We start from the raw sequence: 17,283 nt of genomic DNA on the forward strand, positions 1-17,283 counted from the left end.
TCGAATCGGTTCGGAGGTCTGATGGAACGTGCGCTGTGCACAGATGCAGGGCGATCGTACAGATGCAGGGCGACTCGCCGACGGACGGCCCTGCATCCGTGAAATCGCCCTGCATCCGTACACGGATCAGGAGCCGTCGAGCACGACGTTCACCGGGGCCTCGCCGCGCAGCATCCGCTCGATCTGCTTGCGGATGAGTTTCGCGATGCGCGGGTTCATCGCAGTCGAGGCTCCGCCGACGTGCGGCGAGATGAGCACGCCCTCGGTCTTCCAGAGCGGATGCTCCGCCGGGAGCGGTTCCGGATCCATCACGTCGAGCGCGGCGCGGATGCGTCCGTTCTGGCGTACGAGCGCGTCGGTGTCGACGAGGGTGCCGCGACCGACGTTGACGAGCAGCGCGCCGTCGGGCAGGAACGCGAGCATCTCGTCGTCGAAGAGGTGGCGGGTCTCGTCACCACCGGGCAGCGCGAGCACGACGACCTCGGCGTTCGGGAGCAGCTCGGCGAGCTCGTCTATGGCGTGCACCTGCACGCGTCCGAGCCGCTCGTGCCAGACCGGGCGGGCGGTGCGGGCGACGACGGTCAGCTCGACCTCGAACGGCTCAAGGCGCAGGGCGATCGCCTCGCCGACGCCGCCGAAGCCGACCAGCAGCACGCGTCGATCTGCGAGGCTCTCGGCGAAGGCCGGTGCCCATTCGCCGTTCTGCTGGGCGAGCACGAATCGGGGGAACTGCCGCTGCGCGGCCAGTGTCAGTGCGAGGGCGATCTCCGCGGTCGAGGTCTCATGCACGCTGGCCGCATTTGCGAACGGGATGCCGGCGGGCAACTTCTCCCCGATGCCTTCGTAACCGATCGATTGGCTCTGCACCAGTCCGACATCGAGCCCCTCCAATGCCTCCAACGCCGACGATCCGCCCATGTACGGCGGTACCACGAGGTCGATCTTCTCTCGCGGTGCGGGGGATGCGAGATCCCAGACCTCGAGCTCGACGCCCTCGGGGAGCGGGCCGATGCTCTCGGCCAGGCGGGCAGTGGGAACGGTGACGAAGAGACTCACACGTCGAGCCTATCGATCAAGGACGGTTCGGAGAGTAGCGTCAGCGGCAACAGCGACGCTCGGTCGCTCGAGCGCGGAGGAGGAGCCATGATTCCGGAGATCAACTACTGGGCGGTGCTGCTGGCCATGATCTCGAGCATGATCGTCGGATCGATCTGGTACACCCCGAAGGTGTTCGGCACTCGCTGGGCGAAGCTCGCGAATGTCGACATGAGCGGCTCCGCGAAGAGCGCCGTCTGGCCGATCGTCACCACATTGATCGTGAGTTTCGTGACCGCATGGGTGCTCGCCGGAGCATCCGCCATCGCCTGGCACTTCTACGAGGGCTCGTTCTTCGTATCCGCAGTGGTGACGTCGATACTGCTGTGGGCGGGATTCACCGCGGCACGGTTCATCACTCACGACGCCTTCGAGGGGCGCCCGACTGCGCTCACCACCATGAACATCGCGCACGAGCTGGTCACGCTCGTGATCATGGCCGTGCTCATCGGCGTGTGGCCTCCGGCCGGGATCTGAGACGCGCCTCGCAGCGACACTCTGGGGGCCGAACGCACGGATGTCGGACTCGGACACATCCGTCGGTTCAGTCCGACATCTGTGTTCCGAGCCCCCGAAGTGTGGCGGGAGAGCACCGATCGAATGCCTAGGCTGAGAAGGTGAATCTTCCTGACCTCGGTCTGCTCCTCGACGTCGATGGCCCGGTTGCCAGTCCCGTCACCCGCACCATCGCGATCGGATCCATCGCCCGTGACCTCGTGGATCTCGTCGCCGAAGGCGTTCCGATCGCTTTCATCACCGGGCGCTCGCACGAGTTCATCGCCGACGTGGTGATTCCGGCGCTTCAGGATGCGGGGCTGCGCGAAGCGCTGCTTCGACCCGAGGCGCGCATGTTCGGCGTCTTCGAGAAGGGCGGCGCCTGGTCGACGATCGACGCGGATGGCATGGGGGAGCCGACGATCGATCAGACGGTGGCCTTCGGCGCGGATGCTGTCTACGCGATCCGCGACCTGGTCGAACGGCGCTTCGCCGACACGATGTTCTTCGACGAGACCAAGCGCGCGATGATCTCGGTGGAGCAGCGCACGGATGTCGGATCCGAGGAGTACCGCCGTGCCCAGCGCGACTTCCAGGACGAGGCGTTTCGGATCCTGATTGCGCAGGGCGTCGGGCTGCGCTACGAAGAACAGGTCGTTCCCGACGCGGACGGTGCTGTACCTTTCCGTATCGATCCGACGGTGATCTCCACCGACGTCGAGTCGATCCGGCTCGACAAGGATCACGCCGCCCAGCGCGCGCTGGAGCACTTCCGGGCGCGCGGTCCGATGCCTCGCAAGTGGCTCAGCGTGGGTGATTCACGCAGCGACTATCTGATGGCCGATCAGCTCCACGCGGAGGGGTTCGACACGGCCCATCTGGACGTACGCCCCGGCGACGGCATCCTCGAGCGTCCATACGCGGTGCTCACGGAGGAGGGCCTCATCCACGACGAGGCGTTCGCCGCCCACCTCACTCGCATCAGAGCCGAGCTCGGCGTCTGATCACGCGGGCGGATACCACCTGGGCGACCTGATCCGGCGACTAGGCGGCAACGCGGCTGACGGCGGCGATCGCGCTCGTGAAGAACGCGAGGCCGTCGGTGCCGGAGCGCATGGCGTCGGAGGTGTTCGGGCCGAAGCCGGCCTCGGTCGCGTGCTCAGGGTGCGGCATGAGGCCGACGACGTTGCCTGCAGTATTCGTGAGGCCGGCGATGTCGCGCAGTGAGCCGTTCGGGTTCACGCCCGCGTAGCGGAACGCGACCAGGCCTTCGCCTTCGATACGATCCAGCGTCTCCTCCGAGGCGATGTATCCGCCGTCGGCGTTCTTCAGCGGGATGGTGATCTCCTGGCCCGCGGTGAATCCGCCGGTCCAGGCCGTGCCGGCGTTCTCCACCTTCAGTTTCTGGTCGCGACGCACGAAGTGCTGGTGATCGTTGCGGATCAGGCCGCCCGGCAGCAGGTGCGCCTCGACGAGCATCTGGAAACCGTTGCAGATGCCGAGTATCGGCATGCCCTTGGCCGCGGCATCTTTCACCTCGGTCATGATCGGCGACAGCGCTGCGATCGCGCCGGCGCGCAGGTAGTCGCCGTAGCTGAACCCACCCGGCAGTACGAGTGCGTCCACGCCGGCGAGATCGTGCGAGCCATGCCAGAGGGCGACGGGCTCGCCGCCGGCGAGGCGGACCGCTCGCTGGGCGTCGCGGTCGTCGAGCGAACCCGGCCAGGTGATGACGCCGATGCGGACCGTCACTGGACGACCTCGATGCCGACGACGTCCTCGATGACCGCGTTGGAGAGCACGTCGTCTGCGAGCTTCTTGACCTCGGCGAGCACGGCATCCGTGACCTCGCCGTCGACCGTGAGCTCGAAGCGCTTGCCGATGCGCACATCGCTGAAGCCCTCTACGCCCAACCGTGCGAAAGCGCCGGACACGGCCTTCCCCTGCGGGTCGAGCAGTTCGGACTTGGGCATGACGTCGACGACGATGGTGGGCATTGAAGGCTCCAGAAGTCGCGGGAAGGCGGGCAGTTCCAGTCTAGCGTCCGGGTAGTGACGCCCGGATGCTCGGGAAGCTCGTCGGGCGCGGCTTCGGATGCGGGACGGGAATGCCCGGACGGATGACGCACCCCCCGGTAAATCCGTCCGGGCCCGTCGAGGAGCCCCCCTCGTCGACGATCCCGTCCGCGAACCCCAGCGGCGAGAAAGCCCTCCACAAGCAGGTTAGAGTCATCGCACAGAAGCCGCATCGTGGAGAGTTGCGAGGCATGCCACTCTCCAATGATCGACCTCGAGGGAGGGACGCATGAAGCTCAACGAGCTCGCGCTTCAGAGCGGAGTCAGCACGACGACACTCAAGCACTGGATACGGGTGGGGATCATGCCTGCTGGGCGGCTGCGCAATCGCACCACAGCCGTCTATGAGAGGCGCCACGTCGATCGCGCGCGGCTGATCGTCGTGATGCGCGATTCCTATCGCGCATCGACAGCCGCGATCAGATCACTCACGGATGTGATCGATTCCGACGCGGCCACTCTCGAAGTGATGAACGCCTGTCAGGCGTTCGCGCTCGGAATCTCCGAGGGCGTCGCCTCCGACCCTGACTACGAGGTCTTCCGCGAACGTACGCACGAGCTGATGCGGCGCCGCGACTGGCGCGGTTACCCTGGCGCGGCCGAGCAGGGCCTCGCGCACGCGCTGGCGCAGGCCGCCACGGTCGGTCTGGACTACGACGTCGAAGAGCTCATGGAGTACGCCGATGCGCTCGAGCCGCTCGCGGGGCGGAACATCGCCGCCCTCCAGCCGGATGGATCGCGCGACGAGGTGGCCACGAGGATGCTGCTCGCCGTCCACGCGCGCGCTCGACAGCTCGTCGCGGTGAGCAGTCTTGCGCACGCGGCAGTATCCATCCGCTCTGCGATAGATCGCGGCGTCGCGCCGGCCGACCTCGCGAAGCCTCCCGGAAAGTAGCGCGCCGCTGTCAGGCCGAGTGGAAGACCGTGTGCAGGTCACCGATGAGGTCGCGTCCGCCGAGGCCGTCGATCTCGAACAGCACCGAGATGCCGGCGACGTGCGAACCCAGCTGCTCGATCAGCTGGCGTCCGGCGGCGAGAGTTCCACCGGTTGCGAGCACGTCATCGATCAAGAGGACGCGTGAGCCGGCAGGCAGGTCATCGTGCATCTCGATCGTCGCGGTGCCGTACTCGAGGGCGTAGTCGACGGATGCTGCGGGTCGAGGCAGCTTGCCCGCCTTGCGGATCGGGATGAGCCCGACGCCGGCCGATATCGCTGCGGCGCTCGCGATCAGGAATCCGCGCGCCTCGATTCCGGCGATGACGTCGAACTGCCCGGCGAAAGGCTCGATGATCGCCTCGGTCGTGACGCGTAGCGCCTCTGCATCCGCCAGCAGTGGCGTGATGTCGCGGAACAGGATGCCGGGTTCGGGGTAGTCCGGGATGCTGCGGATCAGCGATGCGGCGCGGGTGAGAGCGGGGGAGAGTTCGGCGGACGGCACTGCCCAAGGCTACTTCAGTGCCACCCGCATGGGCTCGCTTGACATTCATGGGAGCGCTCCCATACAGTGGCACTCACGTTCGTGGGAGCGCTCCCAGGGGGGCGCACGCCCAGCGACGCACGCGAACGCCTACCTGCACCACAACCACTGCACGACCACAAAGGAGTGACCTGTGAACACACGCGCCCGCCGACGGATCCTGACGACAGCAGCCGTCGCATCCGTCTCCGCTCTCGCCCTGGCCGGCTGTTCAGCCGGCGCAGACGGCGACACCTCCGGCGGCAGCGCCGATGGCGACATCACGCTGACTGTCACCACGTTCGGAACCTTCGGTTACGAAGACCTCTACGAGCAGTACGAGGAGGAGAACCCGAACATCACGATCGAGGCGACGAACATCGACACCGGTGGCAACGCACGCACCGATGCCTTCACCAAGATCGCCGCCGGCTCCGGCCTCAGCGACATCGTCGCCGTCGAAGAAGGCTGGCTCGGCGCGATCATGGAGGTCTCCGACACCTTCGTCGATCTGCGCGACTACGGCATCGAGGACCGCAAGGACGACTGGGTCGACTGGAAGTACGCCCAGGGAACCGACGCCGAGGGTCGCGTGATCGGCTACGGCACCGATATCGGCCCGAGTGGCATCTGCTACAACGGTGCGGCCTTCGAGGCCGCCGGGCTGCCCAGCGACCGCGAGTCCGTCGCGGAGCTGCTCAACGGCGACTGGGAGAACTACTTCACCGTCGGCGCCGACTACACGGCGAAGACCGGCAAGGCCTGGTACGACCACTCCGGCTTCGTCTGGAACTCGATGGTCAACCAGCTCGACGAGGGCTATTACACCGTGGACGGTGAGCTGAACGTCGAGGGCAACGCCGAGCTCAAGGAACGCTTCGAGATGCTCGGAGCAGCGACCGAGGGCGGCCAGTCCGCCGCGCAGGCGGCGTGGGACTGGAACGGCGGCAAGTCGTTCGTCGACGGCACCTTCGCGACGTTCGTCTGCCCCGGCTGGATGCTGGGAACCATTCAGGGTCAGGTCGAAGCAGGCGGCGGCGACGCTTCGACGGGCTGGGACTTCGCCGATGTCTTCCCCGGAGGTGCAGCCAACTGGGGCGGCGCATTCCTCTCCGTCCCGGAGAGCTCTGAGCACAAGGAGGCGGCAGCGGCTCTCGCCGACTGGCTGACGCAACCCGAGCAGCAGGTCAAGCAGTCCGAGGCCGCTGGCAACTTCCCGTCGACCGTCGAGGCGCAGGAAGAGCTCGCTGCCGCCGCGGCACCGAACGAGTTCTTCAACGACGCTCCCACCGGCGCCATCCTCGCCGAGCGGGCGAAGGGCGTCGTCGCCCAGTTCAAGGGTGCCGATGACTCGGTCATCCAGGAGAACGTCTTCGGCCCGGCACTGAGCAGCCTCGACCGGGGCGAGACAGACACCAAGGGCGCCTGGGATCAGGCGATCAAGCTCCTGGACGAGCTCGTCGGCTGACGTGCATCCCGACAGGCTCAGCGGCCGGCCTCCGGTTGCTGAGCCTGTCGAGGCACGCTCCCTGTTACTCGTACGAGACGCGACAAGGAAACACACAATGACTCTCACCGCTCCGCCGAAGGAGCGCCGGGACACGGCATCCGCACAGCAGACGGATGCCCCGCCGAGGCCTTCCTGGCGCCACCGTCTCTCGCGATTCGACCAGAATGCCTCGCCGTACGCCTACGTCGCGCCCTTCTTCCTGTTGTTCGGTCTCGTCGGGCTGTTCCCGCTGGTGTACACGGTGTACGTCGCCGTGCACGAGTGGGACCTGCTCAAGGGCGAAGGCGACTTCGTCGGCTTCGGCAACTTCATCGAGATCCTCGGCGACTCGATGTTCTGGAACTCGATCTTCAACACGCTGAGCATCTTCCTGCTCTCCGCGATCCCGCAGCTGTCGGTCGCCCTGCTGGTCGCCTACCTGCTCGATCGGGGACTCCGCGCCCCGACCATCTGGCGGATGAGCGTGCTCATCCCGTTCGTGGTCACCCCGGTCGCGGTCGCCATCATCTTCTCCAGCATCTTCAATGAGGCCGACGGCCTCGCCAACAACCTGCTGAACCTGATCGGCATCGTCGATCAGGAGTGGAAGCACAACACGTTCCTCTCTCACGTCGCGGTCGCAGTCATGGTGAACTTCCGCTGGACCGGCTACAACGCACTCATCCTTCTCGCCGCGATGCAGGCGGTGCCACGTGACCTGTACGAATCGGCCGCGATCGACGGGGCGGGGCCTGCAAGACGGTTCTTCTCGATCACGATTCCCACGATCCGCCCGACGCTGATCTTCGTGATCATCACCGCGACGATCGGCGGTCTGCAGATCTTCGCCGAGCCGCGACTGTTCGATGTGTCGACGGCCGGAGGCATCGGTGGCAGCGACCGGCAGTTCCAGACCACTGTGCTCTTCCTGTGGGAACTCGCGTTCTTCCGCAGGAACCTCGGCGAAGCATCCGCAGTCGCCATCCTCCTGTTCCTGCTCATCGTCGGGATCGGCGTGATCAACTTCCTGCTCTCCCGGCGGATCGCCACCGGATCCGCACCCAGGAGCGGCCGTGCCGTCAGGCGTCGAACCCGCAAGAGCACCGCGTCCGCCGACAACACTCAGGAGGAGGCGCGATGACCGCCACGCAGGCACTCAGCGTGCCCGAGAAGATCCGACGCCGTCGCAGTGCCGGCGGTAATGCCGGCGTCGGCAGCCGTCCAGGCTTCCTCACGTACGGGCTGCTCGCCGCCTTCATCATCGGCAGCATCTACCCGCTGTGGTGGTCGGTCGTGGTCGCGAGTGGCACGAACTCGACCCGCGCTGAGACGCTGCCGATGATCCCGGGTGGGAACTTCTTCGCGAACGCCGCGAAGGTCTTCGACGCCATCCCGTTCTGGCTGGCGCTCGGAAACTCGTTCCTCGTGTCGACGATCATCACACTGTCGGTCGTGACCTTCTCGACCCTCGCCGGCTACGCCTTCGCGAAACTGCGCTTCAAGGGCCGCGAGGGCCTCATGGTCTTCGTCATCGCGACGATGGCGATTCCGACGCAGCTCGGTATCATCCCGTTGTTCATGGTGATGCGCGAGCTCGGCTGGACCGGATCCATCGGTGCGGTGATCATCCCGACGCTCGTCACGGCGTTCGGCGTGTTCTTCATGCGCCAGTACCTCGTCGACGTGATCCCGGACGAGCTCATCGAGGCGGCGCGGATGGACGGCGCGAACCAGTTCCGCACGTTCCTCACGGTCGGCATCCCCGCTGCAAGACCCGCCATGGCGATCCTCGGTCTCTTCACCTTCATGACCGCATGGACCGACTACCTGTGGCCGTTGATCGTGCTCTCCCCGCAGAACCCGACCCTGCAGACGGCGCTGAGCCAGCTGCAGTCCGGGTACTACGTCGACTACTCGATCGTGCTGACCGGCGCTGTGCTCGCGACGCTGCCCCTGCTCGTCCTCTTCGCGGTCGCAGGCAAGCAGCTCGTCAGTGGAATCATGGCCGGCGCGGTGAAAGGATGACCTCTATGACCCGCCCCTTCCCCGAGAAGTTCCTGTTCGGAGCGGCCACCGCGGCGTACCAGATCGAGGGGGCAGCGCACGAGGACGGCCGCACCGACTCGATCTGGGATGCGTTCGCCCGTGTGCCCGGCGCGGTCGTCGGCGGCGAGAGCGGGGATGTGGCATGCGATCACTACCACCGCTACCCGGAGGACGTCGCCCTCATGACCGAACTCGGTCTGCAGACGTACCGCTTCTCGACCTCATGGTCGCGGGTGCGCCCCGAGGGCGGCGCGGTGAATCAGAAGGGTGTCGACTTCTACAGCCGACTCGTGGACGAGCTGCTGGGCGCAGACATCCTGCCGTGGCTCACGCTGTACCACTGGGACATGCCGCAGGCGCTTCAGGAGCGCGGCGGCTGGACGAACCGCGACACGGTCGACCGGTTCCTCGAGTACGCCGGCACCATGCACGACGCGCTCGGCGACCGGGTGAACGTGTGGACCACGCTGAACGAGCCGTGGTGCTCATCGTTCCTCTCCTACACCGGGGGCGAACACGCACCGGGGCACACGAGCATCGCTGAAGGGCTGCTCGCTTCGCACCATCAGCTCCTCGCTCACGGCCGCACGATCCAGGAACTGCGCGGCCGTGACGCTGCGCTGAACCTCGGCATCACGCTGAACCATACCGTCGCCGACCCGGCCGATCCGCAGAACCCGGCGGACCTCGATGCCGTCCGACGGGTCGATGGACAGTTCAACCGCTGGTTCCTCGACCCGATCTATCGGGGGACGTACCCGGCTGACATCGTCGAGGACATCCGCGCGGTCGATGCAGAAGCTGTCGCACGATTCGAGGCGGTGATCCACGATGGTGATCTCGCGATGATCGCGCAGAAGATCGACACCCAGGGCGTCAACTATTACCACGGTGACTTCCTCGCAGGCGAGGCGCCGGCCGAGCCGCCGGTCGCGGGCGGACCCGCGACTGAACGGGCGACTCGAAGTCCGTATCCGTCGAGCGACGGCATCCATTCCGTCGAGCGCGGCCTTCCGCGCACGGCCCAGAACTGGGAGGTGCAGCCGGAAGGGCTGACGCGCCTGCTAAAGAGGGTCTGGTTCGAGTACGCCGAGCCGGCAGGCACGGTGCTGCACGTGACCGAGAACGGCGCCGCGTACGACGACGTCGTGGTCGTGGAGGACGGCGAGACGCGGGTTCACGATGAGCGGCGCGCAGACTATCTTCGCGCGCACCTCGGCGCCGCGCTGGATGCTGCGGATGCCGGTGTCGATGTGCGCGGCTACTTCTACTGGTCGATGTTCGACAACTTCGAGTGGGCTTGGGGCTACGACAAGCGCTTCGGCATCGTCCGCGTCGACTACGACACCCAGGAGCGGAGCATCAAGGACAGCGGTCGGGAGTACGCTCGCATCATTGCCGCGCGGGCCCTCTGACCGGTGCCGACGGCCTTCAAGTCGCGCAAAGCGCTGCATTCGACTTCTGAACGCAACCCTTCGCGCGATTCGAACGAAGGAGGAAGTCGATGACGAGGGCGACGATAGAAGAGGTGGCGGCGACCGCCGGAGTGTCACGCTCGACCGTGTCGCGGGTGGTCAACGGGTCGACCGCGGTGAGTCCCGAGGCTCTCGCCGCAGTGCAGGCCGCGATCGCCGAGCTCAGTTATGTGCCGAACCGGGCCGCCCGGTCGCTTGCCTCGAGGCAGACGCACGCGATCGCGCTGATCGTCCCCGAAGACACCACGCGCTTCTTCGGCGACCCCTTCTTCGCCTCGATCGTCGCCGGCATCACCGGTGCGCTCAGAGGCTCGGACTACCTGCTCAATCTGCTGATCGCCAGTGACGACCCCGGCGACAAGATGACGAGTTTCGTACGCAACGGCGGGGTCGACGGCGCACTGATCGTCTCGCACCACACGAGTGACGCGTTCATCGATCGGATCGCGGATGCCGTGCCGGTGGTGTGGGGCGGACGTCCGCTGCGGCCGCGGGGTGAGTGATTACATCGTCGACGTCGACAACGTCGCTGCAGGGCGCGCCGCCACTCAGCATCTCGTCGACACCGGCCGGACGCGCATCGCGACCATCTCCGGACCGCTCACGATGCTCGCGTCCGTCGACCGGGCGCAGGGCTTCCGTGATGCGCTCGCGGATGCAGGGCTCACGCCTCTCGCAGAGGAGGAGGGCGACTACAGCGAAGCGAGTGGAGCGGAGGCCGTGCGTCGGATTCTTGCATCAGGCACTCCCGACGCGATCTTCGTCGCCAGCGACCTCATGGCACGTGGCGCGCTGACGGCCATGCGTTCGATAGGGCTGCGGGTGCCGGAGGACGTGGCGCTGATGGGATTCGACGACTCTTCGGTGGCGCTGTCGACCGACCCCCCGCTGACGACTATGCGTCAGCCGATGTATCTGCAGGGCGAGACCATGACGGCTGTGCTGCTGTCCCGTCTCGCCGGCGGCGAGCCGGAGAAGATGACGATCCTGCCTACGGAGCTGGTCGTTCGCGCTTCGGCCTAGCAGGCGGTTGCGCCCCAGCTTCTATCAAGCGAGCGGGGACCCCCGCCGCCGCTCAGAACCGGCGGCCACCGGAACGACCCGACGACCTGCTGCCACCGGAGGAGCCGCCGAAGGACCGGCTGCTCGATGAGCGCGAAGAGCTGCTCCGCGACGAACTGCTCCGCGAAGATCCGCCCCAACCGGAAGAGCTGCTGCTGCCGCCTCCGCTACCGCCGAAGGCACCGGAGAGCGCGCCGATCACCGCCCCGCCGAGGACGAACAGCAGGATGAGCCCCGGCTGCTCCGCGGCGACGCTCATACTGCCGAAGAATCCGAGGGCGCCACCGCAGACCCCGCCCCACACGGCCTTCCCTGCTGTGCCGTCGTCCTCTTCGTATACGCGCGGGCGCTGCCATTCGGAGCGCTCGGTCGCGCGAGAGGCAGGTGAGTCGTACATGACAGGACCGCTCTCGGACGGCTGCGCGGATCGGGCGAACCGGCGGCTCTCGGGTGCCGTCGATGAGCCGACGAGGCTCTGCACCTGCTCGGCGGCGGACAGGGCGGATGCCGCCAGCCGCTCCGCGTCATCCGTGCCGGCGGCAGCCACGGACTCGGCGAGCTGCCGCTGGGCCAGCTGCAACCGCATCAACGGGAACGACGTCACCTCACCAGGCCGCGCTTGCACCGACATCTCCGCCGCGTGCACGGCTGCCTTCGCCCGGTCGATGATCGAGCCCGCAGCTTCGGCGGGTGGCACAGACCGCGCAGCGAGCGCGTCCGCCTGGGCGCCGACGGCGTCGCGGAGGTCCCTCGCCTCTGCGAGCAGTCGCTCGATCTCGTGCACGGCCTGGGTGATCGCCCGCGGTTTGCGCGCGTGAACCGCCTTCTGCAGTGCGTCGAGCTGGCCGTCTGCGGCGGCCAGCCGACGGCCGATCTCGTCGGCGTTGTCCGCTACACCGACGAGATCCGCCGGCGGGAATGCGGCAGCGAGGGAGGTGAGACGAACTGCCGCCTCGTTCTGGAAAGCTGCAGCGTCCGCGCGTTCCGACTTCAGCCGGGTCAGGGTGTCCGCCGCTCCGTCGGCCAGGGCCCGAAGGGAGGCCATCTCACGCTTGCGCCCTTCGAGATCGCCGTCGACCTGCGCGCACAGCCGGATGATCGTGTCGGTCCAGGACCGGGTTTCCTGCGTGGAGTCCTCGTCGGCGTCCTCCAGCTTCTCGAGAAGCTGGAACGCTTCCTGCAGACGGGATCGGCACGCGTCCAGGACGTCGGCGTACTCGGAGGTGGTCTCCTCGCCGAACTCCGCGGTCACGAATCCGAGCTCCTGCTCGCTGGTGCGCACCGCCTCATCGGTCTGGACCAGTTGACGGGCGGCGCGCTTCTTCTGTCCTTCAAGCGTTCGCAGCTCGGCGGCCAGACTCGCACGGCGGCGCAGGAAGAGCACGAGCCGTGTGATGAGGAAGATGACCAGGATGAGTCCGGCTGCCCCCAGCAGCCACACCCACCACGGCGTCGGGACCTTCGAGAATTCGTCGGCGACGTACTCGATCCCGCCGGCCCAGTCGTCGTCCGCGAGGTAGCCTCCGCCCAGCCCGTTCTCGATGTCGAGCACCCGGGATTCGGAGAGGGGGCCGGCTGAGACGCCCTCGCCGCCGTACTCGGCCGATATGGCGAGACTGCGGCCGTCCGTGGCGATCGCGAGAAGGTACTGGTCGGGTGCGAGATTGTTGCGCTGGGCGGTGTCGTCGGCCCAGGCGAGCGCGTTGGAGGGGCTCTCGAAGTCGGGTACCAGCACCACGTAGAGCTCGGGGAGGCGCTCGTCGGACGCGAGCTCCCCGAGACGTTCCTCGAGACGTGCCTCGTCTGCGTCGTCGAGCACACCGGAAAGGTCGCTGACATACCCCGGGTCGAGTCTCGGCGGAGTCTCGGCGTTGGCGGCGATGGCAGGAGTGAGGACGAGGGCGCTGAGCAACAGCGCCGATCCCGCTGTCATCGCACGTCGTACCCGATTCGTCATGGTGTCCCCCAGCGGTGGAATGTGGTTCCGGCCCATCATGACACGCCGGTCGCGAAGGGGTATTCGAGTGCGGCCGGCTCGGCAGCGGTGCGAGCGACCGTCCTTCTAGACTGACCGACATGAGCGACGAAGTCGGCCGAGCATTGATCGCGGATCTGTGCCGCATCCCCAATCCTGAAGCGATCGATCGCACGACGTTCGTCGAGCTGGGTGGAGTCGAGCAATTCGTCTCGATCCGCGGTCGAGACTCCACCAACCCGGTGCTGATCGTCTGCCACGGCGGCCCGGCGCTTCCTTCACTGCCGTCGTCGTGGATCTGGCAGCGAGGAGTCGAGGACTACTTCACAGTCGTCAACTACGACCAGCGTGCGAGTGGTAAGTCTGCGGCACGCGTGAACGACGAGACGGACCTGAGCGTCGACCGGTACGTCGAAGATCTCGTGGAGCTGATCGCCTGGCTCCAGGGCGAGCTCGGCGTGAGGAAAGTGGGTGTACTCGGCCACAGCTGGGGAACGATCCTCGGAGTCACGTTGGCGCAGAGACGACCCGACCTGCTCTGGTGCTACATCGGTGTCGGCCAGGTGATCTCCGGTCCCGAGAACGAAGTGGAGAGCTTCGGACACGCCGTGCGCAGCGCGACCGCGGATCAGAACGACGAAGCCCTCGCGGAGCTTCGAGCGCTCGGCGAGTACCCCGGCGCGCAACCCTTGACGATCGAACGGATCGTGACCTGCCGGAAGTGGGCGCAACACTACGGGGGCCTGTCCGCGTTTCGATCCGAGTTCGCCTACTTCACGGATGCGACAGAGCTGTCGCCGTACTACACGGATGATGATCTGGAGCTCATCGGTGTCGGACAGCAGGCGACGATGCCGAAGGCGCTCCCCGCACTGCTCGGCTTCGATGCGCGGGATCAGGTCGCGTTCGATGTGCCCATGGTGCAGTTTCTCGGCCGCCACGACTGGACGACTCCGACGGCTCCTGTCGAGCGTTGGATCGAACGGGTGACTGCGCCATCGAAGGACGTCGTCTGGTTCGAGAACTCGGCACACCTGTGCATGCACGAGGAGCCCGGGAAGTTCGTGGTGAGCCTGGTGAACCTGGCGTTGCCGCACGCCGCAGCGACCGCATCCGCGCGGGGCGGGGTGAACTGAACGTGCTCAACGCGCGCCGGTAGCTGTCGCTGTCGCGCCACGGTCCTCAGGCGGCGAGCTCTGCCTTCAGCGTGTTGTTCCACGGATCCTGGAACATCAGAGTGCGGCCGTCGTCGCGCACCTCGGTGCCGTAGTGCGCAAGGCGCTCGCCGAGTTCACCCAGCGCGTCCGCGTTCGGCAGGGCGAGATCGACCTGCCCGAGCCCGAGTGCCGGCATCCGCGGGCCGGCGCCGCGCGAGTTCCAGACGTTCATGGCCATGTGGTGGTGGTATCCGCCCGCGCTGACGAACAGCGCCTGCTCACCGAGGGATGCAGTGCTGTCGAAGCCCAGGCGATTCACGTAGAACTCGCGGGCGGTAGCGACGTCGCCGACAGAGAGGTGCACGTGCCCGATCCGCGCGGCGGCGGTGTTCGTCGCGCCCTCGACGAGATGCTTGCGGAGGAACGCGTTCGGATCGAGATAGAGCGTGGCCATCTCGATCTGGCCGTGCGTCCACGACCATTCACTGCGGTCGCGGTCCCAGTACAGCTCGATGCCGTTGCCCTCGGGGTCGGTGAGATAGAACGCCTGGCTGACCAGGTGGTCGGCGCTGCCCGTGAACGTCTGGGGCGCGCGTTGCGCGACCGAGAACAGGGCGCCGGCGAGCGCCGCCTGCGACTCGAACACGATCGCCGTGTGGAAGAGCCCGGCGGAGCCGGCGGCGGCATGGCTCAACGACGGATCGTGATGGAGCACGACCAGCGGAGTGCGGGCGCGCCCGAGCGTCACGGTGTCACCGGCAGCATCCTGCACCTCGAGCGTGACGACATCGCGGTAGAACGCCGTCATCGCATCGAGGTCGGCGACGAACAGGGTGACGGCACCCATCGATGTCGCCGCGGCAAGCTTTTCATTCATACACATATGAACCTGCCGCGACCAGAAGGTATTCCGGTCTACCCGCGCCCCATGCGGGCGAACGCGCCGAGAACGGTGCGCTCGGACGAGATGAGATAGCTCTCCAGCGCATCGGCCGCAGCATGCGGGCCGTCTTCGAGAAGGGTCTTGAGGACGATGCGGTTCTTGCGCACGAACGGTTCGTGCAGTGCGCGGGGGTCGTCGATCTCCAGGAACACCAGACGAAGCTCTGCCGCGACGTCACGATAAGTGCGGGCGAGTCGGGGGCTGTCGGCGAGGGAGACGATCGCATCATGGAAGGCCATGTTCGCGCTGCCGACCCGGTGCCATTCCTCGTTCGGCAGATGCTGCTCGGCCTCGGCGAGAGCGGATCGCATCAGTTGCACCGCCGGATGTTCCGGCTCCGACTGGCGCAGCGCAGAGCACTCGATCACGCGGCGCGCACGGTAGATGTCGATGACATCGGCTATCGAGGGCGCCGCTACCGAGACGCCGCGGTGCGGGATGTGCTCGATGAGCCCCTGCTCTGCCAGCACGCGGAACGCCTCCCGCAGGGTGTTGCGGGAGACCTCGAACCGTTCTGCCAGCGCTGCCTCCGAGAGGCGGGCCCCTGGCGCGAAGTCGCCGTCGATGATGCTCTGCCGCAGCACATCGGCCAGCGCTCCTTGATGGTTCACGCCTTCATGTTAAGCGGGCGAGTCCTCCCGCGTAGCATCCCGGAAACATAATTGTTGAACAATCGGACCTAATCCGTTCTACACTCGGGTGTCATCCGACACCCGCCAAAGACGATGGGAACCCCCGCCATGTCCGAGCAGTCCCAGACTGACGACCAGACCGACGCCAAGCTCGCCGCAGTGAAGAAGCGCGTCGGCCGCAGCGCGGTCATCGGTGCGATCTTCCTGATGGCCACATCCGCCATCGGCCCCGGCTTCATCACGCAGACCGCGACATTCACCGCATCGATGGGGGCCGCGTTCGCGTTCGCCATCCTCGTGTCGGTGCTGATCGACATCGCCGTCCAGCTCAACGTCTGGCGCATGATCACCTCCTCAGGCAAGCGCGCCGGCGAACTCGCGAACTCGGCCATCCCGTTCTCGGGCCACGTGATCGCGATCCTCGTGGTGATCGGCGGCCTCGCCTTCAACATCGGCAACATCGCCGGCGGTGGCCTGGGCTTGAACGCACTGCTGGGCGTCGATCCCAAGATCGGCGGCCTGCTCACCGCGGCGCTGGCGATCGTGATCTTCCTCATCAAGAAGGCCGGCAAGGTGATGGACATCGTCCTGGTCGTCCTCGGCATCGGCATGATCGTGATGACGGTCGTCGTCGCGATCGTCGCCCAGCCGCCGATCGGCGAGGCATTGCGCCAGACGTTCGTGCCGGATGAGCTGAACTTCGCCACCATCACCACGATCGTCGGCGGCACCGTCGGCGGCTACATCACCTACTCCGGCGCACATCGCTATCTCGACTCCGGTCAGACCGGTCCGCAGTACGCGGGCCCGGTCATGCGGGCAGCGGCCAACGGCATCCTGATCACCGGCATCATGCGCTACGTGCTGTTCCTCGCGATCCTCGGCGTCGTCGCATCCGGTGTCGCGCTCGACCTGTCCAGCCAGGCTGCCAACCCGGCGGGTCAGGCCTTCGGATCCGTGCTGGGCGACGCCGGTCTGCGCATCTTCGGCGCGATCTTCTGGGCCGCGGCCCTCAGCTCGGTGATCGGCGCCGCATACACCTCGGCGACGTTCCTGTCGTCGTTCCACAAGCGCTTCCTCGGCGGCTGGTCGCTTCAGATCGCCACGGTGGCGTTCATCGTCGTCTCGCTGATCGTCTACCTGTCGATCGGTACTGCGCCCGCAGCGATCCTGGTGTTCGTCGGCGGCTTCAACGGACTCATCCTGCCGATCGGACTTACGGTGTTCATGTACATCGGATGGTTCCGCCGCGACCTGCTCGGCACGAAGAAGTACCCGCTGGTACTGCTCATCGCCGGCACTCTGGTGACGCTGCTCACCTGGTACATGGGCATCGTCTCAGTCGGCCCCATCTTCGCCTTCCTCGGAACCGGAGCGTGACA

At 66.7% G+C, this 17,283-nt stretch carries 16 protein-coding genes and 1 pseudogene; 10 read left to right on the forward strand and 7 right to left on the reverse strand.

What is annotated here, in order from left to right; all coding sequences use genetic code 11:
• Positions 1–126: 126 nt before the first annotated feature.
• Entirely contained in the window at positions 127–1,056 is a 930-nt protein-coding gene (locus QFZ46_RS10555; protein ID WP_307361143.1) for a 2-hydroxyacid dehydrogenase, read from the reverse strand.
• 87 nt (positions 1,057–1,143) lie between these two features.
• On the opposite strand from QFZ46_RS10555, the gene QFZ46_RS10560 reads away from it, so the two are divergent.
• Entirely contained in the window at positions 1,144–1,572 is a 429-nt protein-coding gene (locus QFZ46_RS10560; protein ID WP_307361145.1) for a DUF1761 domain-containing protein, read from the forward strand.
• A gap of 140 nt (positions 1,573–1,712) precedes the next feature.
• Positions 1,713–2,594 (forward strand): hypothetical protein, encoded by an 882-nt coding sequence (locus tag QFZ46_RS10565; RefSeq protein WP_307361147.1) that lies wholly within the window; start codon positions 1,713–1,715, stop codon positions 2,592–2,594.
• A gap of 40 nt (positions 2,595–2,634) precedes the next feature.
• On the opposite strand, the gene purQ is transcribed toward QFZ46_RS10565, so the two are convergent.
• Complete coding sequence (gene purQ, locus QFZ46_RS10570; RefSeq protein WP_307361149.1) at positions 2,635–3,342, reverse strand: phosphoribosylformylglycinamidine synthase subunit PurQ; 708 nt, start codon at positions 3,340–3,342, stop codon at positions 2,635–2,637.
• On the reverse strand, positions 3,339–3,587 hold the full coding sequence (gene purS, locus QFZ46_RS10575) for a phosphoribosylformylglycinamidine synthase subunit PurS (protein ID WP_307361150.1): 249 nt from the start codon (positions 3,585–3,587) through the stop codon (positions 3,339–3,341). The genes purQ and purS overlap by 4 nt, the downstream gene beginning before the upstream one ends.
• Positions 3,588–3,894: 307 nt before the next feature.
• On the opposite strand from purS, the gene QFZ46_RS10580 reads away from it, so the two are divergent.
• Positions 3,895–4,560, forward strand: coding sequence for a MerR family transcriptional regulator (locus QFZ46_RS10580; RefSeq protein ID WP_307361152.1), 666 nt, complete (start codon positions 3,895–3,897; stop codon positions 4,558–4,560).
• Positions 4,561–4,570: 10 nt separating this feature from the next.
• On the opposite strand, the gene QFZ46_RS10585 is transcribed toward QFZ46_RS10580, so the two are convergent.
• Positions 4,571–5,104 (reverse strand): adenine phosphoribosyltransferase, encoded by a 534-nt coding sequence (locus QFZ46_RS10585; RefSeq protein ID WP_307361155.1) that lies wholly within the window; start codon positions 5,102–5,104, stop codon positions 4,571–4,573.
• 172 nt (positions 5,105–5,276) lie between these two features.
• Between QFZ46_RS10585 and QFZ46_RS10590 the strand changes: the two genes are divergently transcribed.
• The 5 genes and pseudogenes from QFZ46_RS10590 to QFZ46_RS10610 all read left to right on the forward strand — a co-directional run bounded on the left by QFZ46_RS10590 (position 5,277) and on the right by QFZ46_RS10610 (position 11,155).
• Positions 5,277–6,590 (forward strand): ABC transporter substrate-binding protein, encoded by a 1,314-nt coding sequence (locus QFZ46_RS10590; RefSeq protein ID WP_307361158.1) that lies wholly within the window; start codon positions 5,277–5,279, stop codon positions 6,588–6,590.
• A gap of 97 nt (positions 6,591–6,687) precedes the next feature.
• Positions 6,688–7,752, forward strand: a complete 1,065-nt coding sequence (locus QFZ46_RS10595) for a carbohydrate ABC transporter permease (protein WP_307361161.1) — start codon at positions 6,688–6,690, stop codon at positions 7,750–7,752.
• The gene (locus QFZ46_RS10600) at positions 7,749–8,636 is read left to right on the forward strand and encodes a carbohydrate ABC transporter permease (RefSeq protein ID WP_307361164.1); all 888 of its coding nucleotides are present in this window, start codon (positions 7,749–7,751) and stop codon (positions 8,634–8,636) included. Before QFZ46_RS10595 ends, QFZ46_RS10600 begins: the two co-directional genes overlap by 4 nt.
• Before the next feature lie 5 nt (positions 8,637–8,641).
• Positions 8,642–10,072, forward strand: coding sequence for a GH1 family beta-glucosidase (locus QFZ46_RS10605; protein WP_307361166.1), 1,431 nt, complete (start codon positions 8,642–8,644; stop codon positions 10,070–10,072).
• Between the two features lie 89 nt (positions 10,073–10,161).
• Positions 10,162–11,155 (forward strand): annotated as a pseudogene (locus QFZ46_RS10610) (LacI family DNA-binding transcriptional regulator).
• A 52-nt stretch (positions 11,156–11,207) separates the two neighbouring features.
• On the opposite strand, the gene QFZ46_RS10615 reads toward QFZ46_RS10610, so the two are convergent.
• Complete coding sequence (locus QFZ46_RS10615) at positions 11,208–13,151, reverse strand: TPM domain-containing protein (RefSeq protein ID WP_307361168.1); 1,944 nt, start codon at positions 13,149–13,151, stop codon at positions 11,208–11,210.
• Between the two features lie 119 nt (positions 13,152–13,270).
• Between QFZ46_RS10615 and QFZ46_RS10620 the strand changes: the two genes are divergently transcribed.
• Entirely contained in the window at positions 13,271–14,305 is a 1,035-nt protein-coding gene (locus QFZ46_RS10620; protein WP_307361171.1) for an alpha/beta fold hydrolase, read from the forward strand.
• Positions 14,306–14,351: 46 nt separating this feature from the next.
• Here QFZ46_RS10620 and QFZ46_RS10625 read toward each other — a convergent pair whose 3' ends face one another.
• Both QFZ46_RS10625 and QFZ46_RS10630 read right to left on the reverse strand, forming a co-directional pair.
• The gene (locus tag QFZ46_RS10625) at positions 14,352–15,203 is read right to left on the reverse strand and encodes a VOC family protein (protein ID WP_307361173.1); all 852 of its coding nucleotides are present in this window, start codon (positions 15,201–15,203) and stop codon (positions 14,352–14,354) included.
• 38 nt (positions 15,204–15,241) lie between these two features.
• Entirely contained in the window at positions 15,242–15,880 is a 639-nt protein-coding gene (locus QFZ46_RS10630; RefSeq protein WP_307361176.1) for a GntR family transcriptional regulator, read from the reverse strand.
• 129 nt (positions 15,881–16,009) lie between these two features.
• Here QFZ46_RS10630 and QFZ46_RS10635 point away from each other — a divergent pair, with 129 nt between their 5' ends.
• A complete protein-coding gene (locus QFZ46_RS10635) occupies positions 16,010–17,281 on the forward strand; it encodes an NRAMP family divalent metal transporter (protein WP_307361178.1) in 1,272 nt (423 codons plus the stop codon).
• The last annotated feature ends 2 nt before the right edge of the window (positions 17,282–17,283 follow it).

Source organism: Microbacterium murale, from assembly GCF_030815955.1.
Lineage (GTDB): Bacteria > Actinomycetota > Actinomycetes > Actinomycetales > Microbacteriaceae > Microbacterium > Microbacterium murale_A.